The 13,472-nt window shown below is 61.1% G+C and carries 12 protein-coding genes; 6 read left to right on the forward strand and 6 right to left on the reverse strand.

The window, feature by feature from the left end:
- Positions 1-35: 35 nt before the first annotated feature.
- The gene (locus ACILSI_RS02920) at positions 36-1,460 is read right to left on the reverse strand and encodes a hypothetical protein (protein WP_395720340.1); all 1,425 of its coding nucleotides are present in this window, start codon (positions 1,458-1,460) and stop codon (positions 36-38) included.
- A 103-nt stretch (positions 1,461-1,563) separates the two neighbouring features.
- Between ACILSI_RS02920 and ACILSI_RS02925 the strand changes: the two genes are divergently transcribed.
- Positions 1,564-3,090: a hypothetical protein gene (locus tag ACILSI_RS02925; RefSeq protein ID WP_395720341.1), complete on the forward strand. Its 1,527-nt coding sequence runs from the start codon at positions 1,564-1,566 to the stop codon at positions 3,088-3,090.
- On the opposite strand, the gene ACILSI_RS02930 is transcribed toward ACILSI_RS02925, so the two are convergent.
- The 4 genes from ACILSI_RS02930 to ACILSI_RS02945 form a co-directional block, all read right to left on the reverse strand.
- Positions 3,077-3,928, reverse strand: coding sequence for an amidohydrolase family protein (locus ACILSI_RS02930; RefSeq protein ID WP_395720342.1), 852 nt, complete (start codon positions 3,926-3,928; stop codon positions 3,077-3,079). The genes ACILSI_RS02925 and ACILSI_RS02930 overlap by 14 nt on opposite strands.
- 9 nt (positions 3,929-3,937) lie before the next feature.
- Positions 3,938-4,852 (reverse strand): dihydrodipicolinate synthase family protein, encoded by a 915-nt coding sequence (locus tag ACILSI_RS02935; RefSeq protein WP_395720343.1) that lies wholly within the window; start codon positions 4,850-4,852, stop codon positions 3,938-3,940.
- Between the two features lie 8 nt (positions 4,853-4,860).
- Positions 4,861-6,003, reverse strand: coding sequence for an ATP-binding protein (locus ACILSI_RS02940; RefSeq protein WP_395720344.1), 1,143 nt, complete (start codon positions 6,001-6,003; stop codon positions 4,861-4,863).
- Positions 6,004-6,064: 61 nt separating this feature from the next.
- Positions 6,065-6,844 carry an SDR family NAD(P)-dependent oxidoreductase gene (locus ACILSI_RS02945; RefSeq protein ID WP_395720345.1) on the reverse strand — a complete coding sequence of 260 codons (780 nt, stop codon included), beginning with the start codon at positions 6,842-6,844 and terminating at the stop codon, positions 6,065-6,067.
- Positions 6,845-6,897: 53 nt separating this feature from the next.
- Here ACILSI_RS02945 and ACILSI_RS02950 point away from each other — a divergent pair, with 53 nt between their 5' ends.
- Entirely contained in the window at positions 6,898-8,274 is a 1,377-nt protein-coding gene (locus ACILSI_RS02950) for a neutral/alkaline non-lysosomal ceramidase N-terminal domain-containing protein (protein WP_395720346.1), read from the forward strand.
- Here ACILSI_RS02950 and ACILSI_RS02955 read toward each other — a convergent pair whose 3' ends face one another.
- Positions 8,275-9,255, reverse strand: coding sequence for a DUF3500 domain-containing protein (locus ACILSI_RS02955; protein WP_395720347.1), 981 nt, complete (start codon positions 9,253-9,255; stop codon positions 8,275-8,277).
- Positions 9,256-9,397: 142 nt separating this feature from the next.
- Between ACILSI_RS02955 and ACILSI_RS02960 the strand changes: the two genes are divergently transcribed.
- The 4 genes from ACILSI_RS02960 (at position 9,398) to ACILSI_RS02975 (ending at position 13,469) form a co-directional block, all read left to right on the forward strand.
- Positions 9,398-10,660 carry an NAD(P)/FAD-dependent oxidoreductase gene (locus ACILSI_RS02960; RefSeq protein WP_395720348.1) on the forward strand — a complete coding sequence of 421 codons (1,263 nt, stop codon included), beginning with the start codon at positions 9,398-9,400 and terminating at the stop codon, positions 10,658-10,660.
- 65 nt (positions 10,661-10,725) lie between these two features.
- A complete protein-coding gene (locus ACILSI_RS02965) occupies positions 10,726-11,367 on the forward strand; it encodes an SHD1 domain-containing protein (protein ID WP_395720349.1) in 642 nt (213 codons plus the stop codon).
- A 39-nt stretch (positions 11,368-11,406) separates the two neighbouring features.
- A complete protein-coding gene (locus ACILSI_RS02970; protein ID WP_395720350.1) occupies positions 11,407-12,078 on the forward strand; it encodes a response regulator in 672 nt (223 codons plus the stop codon).
- Positions 12,075-13,469, forward strand: a complete 1,395-nt coding sequence (locus ACILSI_RS02975) for a sensor histidine kinase (protein WP_395720351.1) — start codon at positions 12,075-12,077, stop codon at positions 13,467-13,469. The genes ACILSI_RS02970 and ACILSI_RS02975 overlap by 4 nt, the downstream gene beginning before the upstream one ends.
- Positions 13,470-13,472 lie beyond the last annotated feature (3 nt).

Here is a 13,472-nt window from a genome sequence, read left to right on the forward strand (position 1 = left end):
TGCCAGGCGTTATGGACTCTGGTGCTGGAGTGGTGCTAGGCCATCCGGGAAGAAATCGCCTCAATCAACTGCTCCAAACTCCCTGGGGCGACGACGGCGATGGTCTCTTGATAGATGCCGGTGTCGTAAAGCTCACGCGGCGGGAGATAGCTGGCACCCCAGTCGGCGGCGATGGTGGCGATGAGGATGATTTTGTCGGGGAAGCGGCGGCGGAGTTCGGTTTGGAGGAGGGAGTAGCTTTCACCTTGGACGCCGAGCCAGATGGCATCGCCGAGATGCCAGAGGACGACTTGGAGCGGATAGGTTTCGCCGTGGGGGAGCTGGTGGAGGCGATGGAGGAGTCGGGTTTTGCGTTCGGCCATGGCGCGGCAGTCGGCGGCGCGGGATTCATCGCCAGCGGCGCGGGCGGCGGCTTCGTCGGACTTGAATTGATCGAGTTCGGCCTGGGTTTGCTCGATCGTTGGCTGGCCCGGGCGATAGCGCAGCGGCTCGTGCCAGCGCTGGAGCTTCCAGGTGGCTTTTTCGGCGAGATCGATGCTTTGATGCTTCCACGAGCCGAGCGTGGCACCGGAGACGACGGGGCCGGTATAGACAAAAATCGTCCCAGCGGCGGGAAGGGCGGTGAGGGCCGAAAGAGCGGCATAACCGAGTTCGCGGCCGTTTCGATCCGCCACGGCGGTGTCGCCAACGAAGCCTTCGCGCGGGCCGAGTTCGCCGCTGGCACCTTGGAGGAAGAGGCAGGGAGCGCCGGTGTCGCGTTCGACGAGTTCACGCATCGCGCCGATGTAGTCGGGGCTGATGAGTGTGTTTTCCCATGCGAGGGTGGTGGGATGGCAGGCGTAGTTCACGATGCTGGCGAGCATTTGGCCCGCATCATCGGTCACGCGGGCGACGATGAAGGTGTCGTCGGCAGGTACACCGGGATTGTGACCGCAGACGAACTGCTTCCCGTCCCAAAAATCGCGATGCGTGGCCAGCGAGCACTTTCCACGGCCATACACGATGCCTGCGGGCTTCAGCGAGGCGATGGCGTCGCGGATCAAAGCGCCCGCTTTCTCTCCGAGCGACTGCAAATAAGGCGGAATGAGATCACCGCCGGGCAGATTGGCCCGATCGAGGCCCATCAAGCCCGCGCCATGCGTGTGTGAGAAGACGACGAGAATCTCCTCCTTGCCCACGCCGCCGATCTCCGCGGCCTGCGCGACGAGATTCGCATGCTCGGTGGCTCCCATCACGCAATGGTCGAGCGCGAGCAGGATCTGCCGCTCGCTGCCTTCCATTGGCGCAAAGACGGTCACGGTGGCCCGCAGCGGCCGGTGGATGCCCGTGGCGCGTTCATGCTTCGCTGCACCCCACATGCGGTGGTAGATGTCCGCAGGCGGTGTGATGTCGCACCACTTCAAAGCAAAACGGCAGCGGCTTTGCGGCGTGGGGTCTTCGGTGCGGGAAAGGGCGAGCATGAGGCGGGTAGAATGATGAAGGGTAAAATGATTGCAGAGGCGGATTCCTTCAGAACATCATTTTACCTGTCATTATTTTACCATCTGTCTGCGTAGTCCTGTCATGAAGCACCTCCTCCTTGCTCTCCTGACCGTTTCATCGCTCTCCGCCGATCCCATCGCCATCGGCTCTCGCCGTGAGTTGTTCGTGGATGATTTTTTGATCGAAAAGATGACCGGCAAGGCCGAGCAGCGCCTGCATCACCCGCAGCCGCAGGAGATTGCCATCACGCATGATTTGCCCTGGGAGGGCAGCGGCAGCGGCTACCACAGCGTCTTCAAGGACGGCGACAAATACCGCATGTATTACAAGTCCTGGCAGCTCACCGTCACCGCGCCGGGGAAGGTGAACACGGGCGAGCATCCTCTCTTCACCTGCTACGCTGAGAGCGATGACGGCATTCATTGGCGGAAACCAGAGCTCGGCCTGCATGAGTTCAAAGGCTCGAAGGCGAACAACATCGTCATCCCGCATGGCAAGATGGGGAAGGTGAATCCCGACGGCGGTCATCCGGCGGTCTTCAAAGACGACAACCCGTCCGCGCCGCCCGAAGCTAGATACAAGGCCATCGTGCGCTCGAACTCGCCGAAAGGCCTCCTCGCGCTGAAATCGCCCGACGGCCTCCGCTGGTCGCCGATGGCGGATGCGCCGGTGATCACGGATGGGGCCTTTGATTCGCAAAACCTCGCCTTCTGGGATGCGCACAGCGGCCAATACCGCGCCTACTGGCGCTACTTCACCGAGGGCACGACCGATGAGAAGAACTGGAAGCCCTCCGGCGATCGCGCCATCCGCACGGCCACGTCGAAAGACTTCATCCATTGGGAGAGTCAGCACGACTTAAGCTACACCGACTCACCCAGCGAGCAGCTCTACACGAACCAAGTGAAGCCCTATGCACGCGCCCCACATCTGCTGCTCGGCTTTCCCACGCGCTACCTCGAACGCGGCTGGTCCGAGAGCATGCGGGCGCTGCCGGAACGCGAGCACCGCGAGTGGCGCTCAAAGGCCAGCGACCGCTATGGCATGGTCGTCACCGAAGGACTCTTCATGGCCAGCCGTGATGGCGTGACCTTCAAGCGATGGAACGAGGCCTTCCTCCCGCCCGGCATCGAGCGACCCGGCACCTGGAACTACGGCCATCAATACATCGCCTGGCATCCCGTGGAGACAAAGTCTGCCCTCGAAGGCGCACCGAACGAACTCAGCCTCTACGCCACCGAGAGCTACTGGACAGGCAACAGCAGCCAGCTCCGCCGCTACACAATGCGCCTCGATGGCTTTGTCTCCATCCATGCGCCGATGAAGGGCGGCGAACTGATCACCAAAACGATCACCTTCACCGGCAAAACCCTCACGATGAACTTCGCTACCTCGGCCGCCGGTGGCGTGAAGGTCGAAATCCAGGACGCGAACGGCAAACCGCTGCCCGGCTTCGCTTTAAGCGACAGTGAAGAGCACTTCGGCGATTCTCTCGAACGCACCGTGGTCTGGAAAAACGGCACCGATGTCAGTTCGCTCGCCGGAAAGGTCGTGAAGCTGCGCTTCGTGCTGAAGGACGCGGATGTTTACTCGATCAAGTTCGAGTAAGCCCGAGCAGCTTTAGCGAGTCGCGGTGAATCATCGCCTCGACCTGATTCACATCCAGACGCGGCAGCTTCGCGCCCTCCAGCATGTCGTTGAGTTTGCGGATGCCTTCGATGCTCGCGTTCACCGTGGTGAAGGGGAAGTCGGTACCGAAGAGCAGCTTGTGCCACACGCCGTATTCCTGCGCGAGCATCAGAGAATTGTAGAGCTGCCACGGGCGATAATGAAGCGCACTGACATCGGCGAAGACGTTCTCGTGCTTCCGGATGGTCACGATGCACTCGCCCTCATACGGGTGCCCGAGGTGCGCGAGGATGATCTTCACGCCGGGATGCTTCAGCGCCACCGGCTCGATCAATCGCGGCAGTGTGAAGGCCAGCGGTGCCTGGGCGATGAACGTGGTGCCCATATGCAGCAGCACCGGCAGGCCGTTTTTCTCCGCATACTGCCACAGCGGCTCCAGCTTCGGATCATCGGGGCTGAAACCCGCATACATCGGCAGCAGCTTGATGCCGCGCAGGCCAAGTTCTTCATGTCCCACGCGCAATTCTCGCTCCCAGCCTTCCTGAGTGGGATCTATCGACATGAAGCCAATCAGCCGCTTCGCATCCCGTGCCACGTATTCGGCGATGGTCTTGTCATCGACCCACAGGCCGCTCAGCTTCGCTTTGCCGCCGAAGACGATCGTCGTCGTGTCCTCCGGGGCTGATGCGCGATAGGCCTCATACGTCGCGCTCATGTCCACCTTCACCCCAGGCCGCGCGCGACCTGCCTGCGTGATGAAATCGTCCGAAAAGTCAGCGGGAAAGTTCCAGGCGTGGGAGTGGACGTCGATGATCATGGCTTCAAATCATTGGGCTGCTGCAATCATGCGATCAAACTGCCGCTCCACCTCACGGGTTGTCTCTGCGTCGAGTTTGAAGCCAACGGGGCCGCGTACGAGTGTGTTCTTGAAGATGCCCTGGCGGACGAGCAGATGCTTCTCCACTGCCAAGAAGCCGTCGAGGCTTGTCTGCATCGAAATCAGCGCCGAAAGCGGTCCGTGGATGCGATCTGCCTTTTCGGCATCGCCAGCTTCGAGTGCATTCCACAGCGGAACGAGGCCGCGAATGAGGTCCGCGCCCGGCATCGTGCCCACCACGCCGCGTTTGAACGAATCGACGAGCGCAATGCCGCCAGTGCCTTCAAAGACACGAGCACGGCCCTTCGTCGCATCCCGCAGCTCACTGAGCTTCGGGCCGATAGGACTCGCCTCCGGTTTGTACTGCACACGGTCCGGTCCGAACTCGTCCAGCAGCCGTGCCTGCATCGCAATGGGCATCGGTTTGCCGACGTAGCCGCTGGCGTCCTGCACGATGACAGGAATCTGGATCGCCTCAATAATGCGCGTGTAATACGCGAGCAGCTCGCTTTCACCGATGCCTATCGAAACCGGCGGAATCGCCATTACCGCGTTCGCGCCGACGCTTTCGGCGTGTTTGGCATAACGCTCGGCCACTTTGGATGACTCTGCGCCGACGCTGATGACGACCACACCGCGATCTTTGCCGAAACGGCACGCTGCGGCGGCGAGTTCCTCGCGTTCCTCGCTGTCGAGGCGCAATGTCTCGGACACCATCGCCATCACGATGCCGTTCGCACCGCAGTCATAAAGCCAGGCGATCTCTCGTTCGAGCGTTTCGAGGTCGAGTGTTTCATCGTTATGCCAGGGCGTCTGGAAAACGGGCAGAACGCCGCGAAGTTCGTGGGAAGGTTTGGCAGGCATGTCTGGCATCATTTTGTGGTGATTCGCTCAATCAGCGTGTTTAGGGTGATGAATTCCACCTTCACACCTGAATACTCGCGGGTGAAGGCTGGTTTCGCGTCTGTGGCGACGACGACCAACGCGGCCTTCGGATAGGATTTCGCGAAAATCTGGAAGTTGGAGGGATCAAAATCCTTCGCCGACCACTTGCACTCGATGGCCGTCACCGTTTTGCCGCGCGGCTGCCAGATGAAGTCGATCTCGTGCCCCTGCTTGTCCCGCCAGTAGTGCAGGCTGGAGAGCGGCACGCGGGCGCTCATTTCGTTCAGCACATAATGCTCCCACAGTCGGCCGCGGTCATCACTGCGCAGCTCGCTCCAGCCGCGGTGAGCGCAGACGAAGCCGGTGTCAAAGCCATACACCTTCGGTGCGGCCACGATCTCGTTTGCCAGCCGCGTGCTGAACGGGCGCAGCACCAGCGCCACCGACGTGGCCTCCAGCACGCCGAGGTAGTTCATGATCGTCTGGCGCGCCACCTCGCAGGGCGCGGCAAACTTCGTCGCCTCAAAAATGCCGCTGCTCTGCGCGATGAGCAGCTCCACAAATTTCTGAAACGACACCCGCTTCTCCAACCGGAAGAGTTCCTGGATGTCCTTGGCCCAGTAAGCGTCCATCCACTCCTGGAAATCGCGCTCCGGCGGCTCCGGCGAGAGGAAGAACGGCGGCAATCCGCCGTGCAGCAGGCGCTGGTTCAAATCACCGCTGTCGAAATCTTCCAAGTCCGCCTCGATCATCGGTGTGAGCCACAGCTCGGTCTTCCGCCCAGCCAGCGTGTCGCGGAAACGGCTGCTCGCCCCAAGCGTGGAGGAGCCCGTCGCCAGCACGCGTGTGCCCGGAAAATGATCCGCCGCGATTTTCAGCAGCTCGGAGGGATTGGGAAGCCGGTGTACCTCGTCCAGCACGATGCGCCGGCCCTTCATTCCCTTCAAAAATGCTTCTGGATCCTCCATCGCCCGGCGCACCCTCGGTAGCTCGCAGTCGAAATACTCCACGCCATCCAGCGATTGTGCCAGCGAGGTCTTCCCGGCACGCCTCACCCCGCGCAGCCATAAAACGGGCCGCGTCTTCCACTGCTTTTCGATGCAGTCGAGCCAGAAGCGCCTCTTAACCATACGCCATCACATTGGCGTTTAGTTAAACCAAACGCAAGTCTGCTTTCGTTTGGTTAAGCCATCACCACAGCAGCTTGCCACCATCAATCACAAGCACACTGCCCGTCATGTAGCTGCTGGCCTCGCTGGCGAGATAGAGGGCGAGCGGGCCGATCTCTTCTGGGCTGCCCCAGCGGCCCATGGGAATGCTGTCGGCGACTTCGCCTTCAAACTCGGGCTTCTCCCCGATCCAGCGGCGATTCGCATCGGTTAAAAACGGCCCTGGCGCGATGGCATTCACGGTGATGCCATGCACGGCCCAGTCGGCGGCCACGGCCTTCGTGAACATCGTGAGCGCACCTTTCGAGGTTTCGTAGCTGCGTCCACGCATCGCCTTGCCGGGCCAGAGAGCGTTGATGGAGGAGATGTTGATAATGCGGCCCCATTTTCGCGGGATCATCGCACCACCGAGGCGTTTGGTGAGGATGAAGGCCTGCGTGAGGTTCAGATCGAGGATGCGCTGCCAGTCTTCGAGCGCGAGATCCTCGGTGGGCGTGTTGATGCGACGACCGCCGACGTTGTTGATGAGGATGTCGATGGGCGCATGATCCTTGAGCACGACATCGCAGAGACGCTCGGCTTCCTCGGGCTTTGAGAGATCGGCTTGAACCGAGGTGACGTGCAAATCCTCGCTGCACAGCTCCTCACAGGCCCTGTGCAGATGTTCGGCGTTTGACCCGGCAATGATGACCTGGGCACCCGCCTCGCCAAGCGCACGCGCCATTTCCAAACCAAGCCCGCGTGAGCCGCCAGTGATCAAGGCACGGCGTCCGGTGAGATTGAATCGATCCAAAACTGACATGAAAACAGATCGGCGCAGTGAAGGGAGTCTTTCAAGCGTGGCGTATCCTCACCATGATCACACGGCTGCTTTTCTGCCTTTTCTTCGTTACCCTGTCTGCTCAAGCCGGTGACTTCCGCGTCGGCGCGGCGCAGGTGGACATCACACCGAAGGACGGCACGCCGCTGGGCGGCTTCTACCGCTTCCGTGGCTCCGCAGGGGTGCTTGATCCGCTGTTTGCGAAGACCATCGTCGTCGAAAAGGACGGCACGCATGCCGTGATCGTCGTGCTTGATCTCTCCGGCACGGTGCGGCCCGTCGCGGCGGCGGCACGCCAGGCGATTCAGGAGCAATGCGGCATTGAGGGTGATCACGTCATGATTTCCGGCACGCACACGCACACCGGGCCGCAGCAGCCGCGCGGCTCGCTCATGGATGACCTTACGAAGGTGAACTCACCACCCGGTGTGGCCTACATCAGCGCTTTGCCCGGCCTCATCGCCCAGTCGGTGAAGGAGGCGAAGGTCAAACTGGCTCCGGCCAAGGTCTCGGTGGCGACAGGAAAAGCCGAGGGCATCAGCTTCAACCGCCGTGTGCTGCGTGAGGGAGTGAAAGAAGCCCTTTGGCAGCCGCAGAAGTTCAATCCGGCCACCGACAGGCCTGCGGGGCCGGTGGATCCCGAGGTGGGCGTGGTGGCGTTTCATGGTGCGGGCGCGGATGCCACGCCGCTGGCCTCGTTGCTCAACTTCGCCATGCATCCGACCTCCGTGGGTGGTGGTGTGAAGATCTCCGCGGATTATCCCGGTGTTTTCACCAAGCTCGTCAGTGAACGCCATGGCCCCGGCATGATCTCCGTCTTCGCCAACGGCTGCTGCGGGAACATCAATCACAACGACTACTTTGCCGGCAAACGCCGCAGCACCCTCGAACTCGGCACCTCGCTCGCCGATGCGACAACTGCCGCATGGCCGAGCTTGAAGGCGGTCGCCACATTCAAGCCGCGCATTCGCTCCGAACAGGTCACCCTGAATCGCCGCACCTACACTGAAGCCGAGATCGCCAAGGCCCGAGACATTGCCGCCAACATGTTCACCAAGAACTTCGGCACGGTGCCGATGGCGGAGGCGGTTTGCATCCTGGAGACGGTTGCAAAGCAAGATGTGCCGTTGCTTGCCGAGGTGCAGGTCATCGCATTCAGCGACGAACTGGCGATTGTCTCGCTGCCGGGCGAGATTTTCGTCGAACTCGGTCTCGCACTGAAAAAAGTCTCCCCCTTCAAGCACACGCTCATCGCCGAGCTGGCGAATGGCAGCATCGGCTATGTGCCAAACCGCGAAGCCTACCCACAGGGAAACTATGAGATCGTCAGCGCCCGTTGCGAGGCAGGCAGCGGCGAGAAGCTCGTCGAAGTCGCGCTGAAGCTGCTGAGTGAGGTGAAGATGGCGAAGTGATCACGCCGCCTTTGGCGCGCGGATGTGTGCCCAGCAGTGGACGTGGGGATCGCCGCGGAAGAACCAGATCATGTTCGGGCCTTCGATCTGCCAGACGTCCCAAACGCCGTCCTTGCCGACGTCTTGGTTCTTGTAGAAGGCCATGTGCAGGTTGTCGAAGCCGCCGGCTTCGATGTATTTCATGGATTCCTCGGCCTCGGATTGGCGGAAGGGCTTCAGCAGGTCAGCGATGACTTTTTTGACGAGGCCTTTCTGGTCGGAGCTCATGTCGGAAAGGCGGAGGCCTTCGAGACCCGAGGTCTTGCCGGTGAGTTTCACGGTGTCGTTACCATCTTCATCGCGGGATTCGGCGAGGAGGGCTGCTTCGCGTTGTTTGCCGTCGAGTGCCTGAAAGACCTCGTTCGCACGCTTGGCCTGGTACCAGTAGGCGTTGCCGGGATGATCGGGCTTTTCGTTGAAGCCTTGGGCGGCATGGCCGTAGAAGATCGGGCCGCCGAAGGCCGCGCCTTTTTCGCTGTCGCCATCACAACGGCGGGTGCAGTGGCGGCCGGTGAGGACGAACTCGAACTGGCTGGTGCCGGGTTCGCCAAAAAGCGCGATGGAGGCGCTGCCGAAGCCGCCGTCGCCCTTGTTGTCCTGGTCAAACTGACGCCAGACCTCGGATTTGTACTCGTCGCTGTGCAGCTTGTCGAAAATCTCGCGCACCAGCTCCTGCTGGTCGGCTTTGAGCACGTCACGAATCTTCTGCGGGGTGATGTGCCAGTTGTTATCGACCCTCAGTCGGCGTGGATCGCTCCAGCCGAAGCAGAGCGTCTTGCGCTGGGCCTCGTCCATGCTGCCGTAGAGCTGCTGGACAAGCGTTTCGGAGGCGGCGGCCTTGGTTTCGGCGGCATAGGCGGAGCCGAGGAAGCCTGCGGCGACGGCTTGCGCGCCGCGGGTGATCATTTCACGACGAGACAGGGAGGGGTGGAGCGTGTTCATGGCTGGGTTGTATCAAACACGGCCCGAAAGGGGAAGTTTTTGTTTTGCACGTGGCTTATCACGGGCGGGCATGGAAGCGATGCCGAAATGGTATGGCGATGACGAGTATCAGCGGACAGCTTGGCTTCGTATTCCCGTTGTCATGAATATGAATTGCGATCACGAAGTCATCATTATCGGCGGCGGCCCGGCGGGCACCAGCACGGCAGCCATCCTTGCCGAACACGGCCACAAGGTGCTCGTGATTGAGCGCGAGAAGTTCCCGCGGTATCACGTCGGCGAGTCGTTGATTCCCTTCACTTTTGGGCCGCTGGAACGGCTGGGATTGATCCCGATGATGAAGAAATCACACTTCACCAAAAAGTACAGCGTCAGCTTCGTACAGCCAGACGGTCGCCGCTCGCAGCCGTTTTACTTCTATAACCGCTACGACCGCGAAACCGTCGCGCAAACGTGGCAGGTGATGCGCTCGGAGTTTGATGAGCTGCTCATGAATCATGCGCGGAGCAAAGGCGCGGAAGTGCGCGAGGAAACATCCGTCACGCAGCTTCTCAAGGACGACAGCGGCAAGGTCATCGGAGTCGCCGTGCAGAATAAGGATGACAGCAAGGAGCACCTGCTCTCCAAGCTCGTCATCGACGCCTCTGGCAAGGAAGCTTTTGCCTCCGTGCGCGAGGGCTGGCGCGTCGGCGATCCTTATCTGAACAAGGTGGCCGTGTGGACCTACTACAAAGGATCCAAGCGTGAGTCCGGCATCGACGAGGGCGCCACAACGATCGCCTTCGTGCCGGACAAGGGCTGGTTCTGGCACATTCCCATGCACAACGACATGGTCAGCGTGGGTGTCGTGGCCGAGGGCAAGTATTTGAGCCGCGACGGCGTGAAGGATCCAAAAGCGATCTTCGAACGCGAGATCAGCGAGAACCAATGGATCGCGGATCACCTCTCCCAGGGTGCCTCCACCGGCGAATACTGGATCACCAGCGAGTACTCGCGTCATTCCAAGTATGGGGCGTCTCCCGGCTTGCTGCTCGTCGGCGATGCGTTTGCCTTCCTTGATCCTGTGTTCAGCAGCGGCGTCATGCTGGCGCTGAAAAGCGGCGTGCTGGCCGGTGAGGCGGTGCATGAGGCGCTTGCCGCCAATGATGTGTCTCCGCAGCGCTTTGCGAACTACGCCGAACTCATGCGCCAGGGCATCGATAACATGCGCAAGCTCGTCTATGCCTTCTACAACCCGAATTTCTCGTTCAAGGAGGTCGTGATGAAGTATCCCGAAGCTGGCGATGAAATCACCGACTGCCTCTCCGGTGACGTGAACAAGGACTACTCCAGCCTCTGGAGCAAGATCCGCGAGTTTGCCCCCATCCCCGACGAGTTGCCTTACGGCGTGCCGCTGGCGGCTTGAGGCGGTGAAGATGAAATGATTTTCATTATCGCGGCCCGTGGCTAGGGGCATTTTGCCTCACTGTCATGAAAACGACCCTTCTTCTCGTCAGTCTTCTTCTCGGTTCCACCCTGCAGGCCCGCACTTGGACCGAAGCCTCCTCCGGCCGCTCGGTCGAGGCGGATTTCGTTCGCGTGGACGGTGAGACCGTCGTCATGCGCATGTCGAATGGCGCGACGACCCAGTTCCCCATCGCCCGGCTGAGTGCGGCGGATCAGGAATTCATCAAGCAGCAAGCCGGTGCGCCGTCCGGCAGTTCCACCAAAACCAACAGCGCATCAGTCGAGAAATCCGATTCTACCGAGAGCAGCAGCAAAGATGACGTGAAGAAACAACTGCTCGGCACCTGGGACGGTTACATGGCCGACAGCGACGGTTCGAAGCATGGCGATATCCGCCTTGTCATCACCGAGGACAAAATCACCGCCTCCAATCCGCAGGGCAATCGCGAGATGGGCGCGGGTACCTACAAAATCTCAGGCAAGCGCATCGACGCCACCGGCACGGAAGGCCAGTTCTCGGGCAAAAAATACGAAGGCATCTTCGATCTCGACGGCAAGACGCTGAAGTGGTGCTCTGCGAACGATAACCCCAACTCCAGCCGCCCCAGCAAGCTGCAAACCAACACTCAGGCTGGCCAGTTCCTCATGGTGCTTGAGAAGAAATAACGGGTTTCTCGACCCCGATTGCCGCCTTTCTTGGCCTTCATGCGCCTCCTCGTCATCGAAGATGAAATCAAAGTGGCCCGCTTCATCGAGCGCGGGCTGCGTGAGGAAGGGTTCACGGTCGAAACGGCTCTCGATGGTGAATCGGGGCTCCAGAAGGCCCAGGCCGGCAGTTTTGATCTCATCATTCTCGATGTGATGCTGCCAGAGCGCGACGGCTTCTCCGTGCTACGTGAGCTGCGTGCTTCCGCTATGTCCACACGCGTGCTTATGCTCACTGCCCGCGATGGTGTGGGCGACCGCGTGCAAGGGCTCGATCTCGGGGCGGATGATTACCTCGTGAAGCCCTTCGCCTTCGCCGAGCTGCTCGCCCGCGTGCGAGCGCTGCTGCGACGCAGCATTGCAGAGGAGACTGTGCTGCTCCACGCCGCCGACTTGCAGGTGGACGTGCGTGCGCGGCGTGTCACGCGTGGCGGCCAGTTGGTTGTGCTCTCGGCCAAGGAATTTGGCGTGCTCGCGCATCTGCTGCGGCGCGCCGGGCATGTGGTGACGCGCGCCGAACTGGCGGAAACCGTGTGGGAAGACCTGCCAAACACACCGAGCAACGTCATCGAAGTCACCGTTTACCATCTGCGCGAAAAGATCGACCGTGGCTTTACTCCCGCGCTCATCCAAACCGTGCGTGGCGCGGGCTACCTGCTGCAAAAGTCATGAAATCCCTCCGCACCCGTCTCTTCATGAGCTTCACGGCGCTTCTGGCGGCGGCGTTGGTGACTTTTGGCATCATCACATGGCTCGTGGCGCGCGAGGCCATGATGAACGACGTGGACGATTTTCTCCGCACTAAGGCGACACTGCTCGGACGCTTCGTCACGCCATCAAGGAACCGTATCGAGCCCTGGATCGAGCAGGACATGCAGATTCAGGAGCGCCACTTCATGCTGCAAGTCTTCAGGGCGGATGGTGCTTTTGCGAGCAAGTCGAGCAACCTTGCCACCACGATCCCGCTGAGCGATGAGGTGCGTCGTTCCGAACATCCCGCCGGGAATGCGGTGATCGAGACGCTTTACGCCGACGGCCGCGCCTTCCGCGCAGCCACGCACCCGCGCCGTGAGATGTGGGGCGACCCCGTGGTGCTCTACGCGCAGGCCTTGATGCCGTTAGACAACGTGCTGGCACGCGAGCGCCGGTTGCTGGCGTGGCTGGCGAGTTGTGGTGCTGCCATGCTGGCCGCAGGTGCCGTTGCTTCCTGGCATCTGAGCCGTCAGTGGCTGCGGTCCGTTTCCAGTTTGGAAGAAGCCGCGCGTGGTCTCAGTAGCTCCGAGCTGGGTTTGCGTCGTCTGTTTGTGCCATCGGATGACGCGGAACTGGCCGCGCTCGCCCAATCCTTCAATCACCTGCTCGACCGTCTCGAAGCCGCGCACACCACGCAGCAGCGCTTCACCGCGGATGCCTCGCACGAGCTGCGCACACCGCTTACCGTGCTGCGTGGCGAGATTGAGGTCGCTCTGCGCAAACCACGCGCCGCTGAGGAATACCGCGAGGTGCTTGTCAGCAACAAGGAGGAAATCGAACGCCTCTCCCGCCTCACGGAAAACATGCTTGCGCTCGCCCACGTCGATGTGGGCGATGCCATCACGCAGCGTGAACTCGTCAACGTGAGCGAGCTTTGCTCAGGCATGGTCACCAGGCTGCAAAACCTCGCCACGGAGCGCCGGATCACGCTTCATCACGAAGACACCACCACCGAACCACTCAGCGTGAATGGCGACCGCATCGCGCTGGAGCGTGTGATCTTCAACCTCGTCGAGAACGCCGTGAGGTATTCGCCCACGGGTGAAAACGTGACCGTGCGCGTCTCCAAGGCACCACCGTGGATCGAAATCCAGATCATCGACACCGGCGGCGGCATTGCTCCAGAGCATCTGCCGCATCTGTTCGAGCGCTTCTACCGCGTGGACAAAGCGCGCTCGCGCACCCACGGCGGCAGCGGTCTCGGCCTGTCCATTGTGAAGGCACTCGTCGAAGCTCACGGCGGCAGCGTGAGCGTCAGCAGCGAAGTCGGCCACGGGAGCAGCTTCACCGTGCGGTTGCCCGCAGCGTGATGC

The sequence above is a fragment of the Prosthecobacter sp. genome (genome assembly GCF_044232965.1).
GTDB lineage: Bacteria > Verrucomicrobiota > Verrucomicrobiia > Verrucomicrobiales > Verrucomicrobiaceae > Prosthecobacter.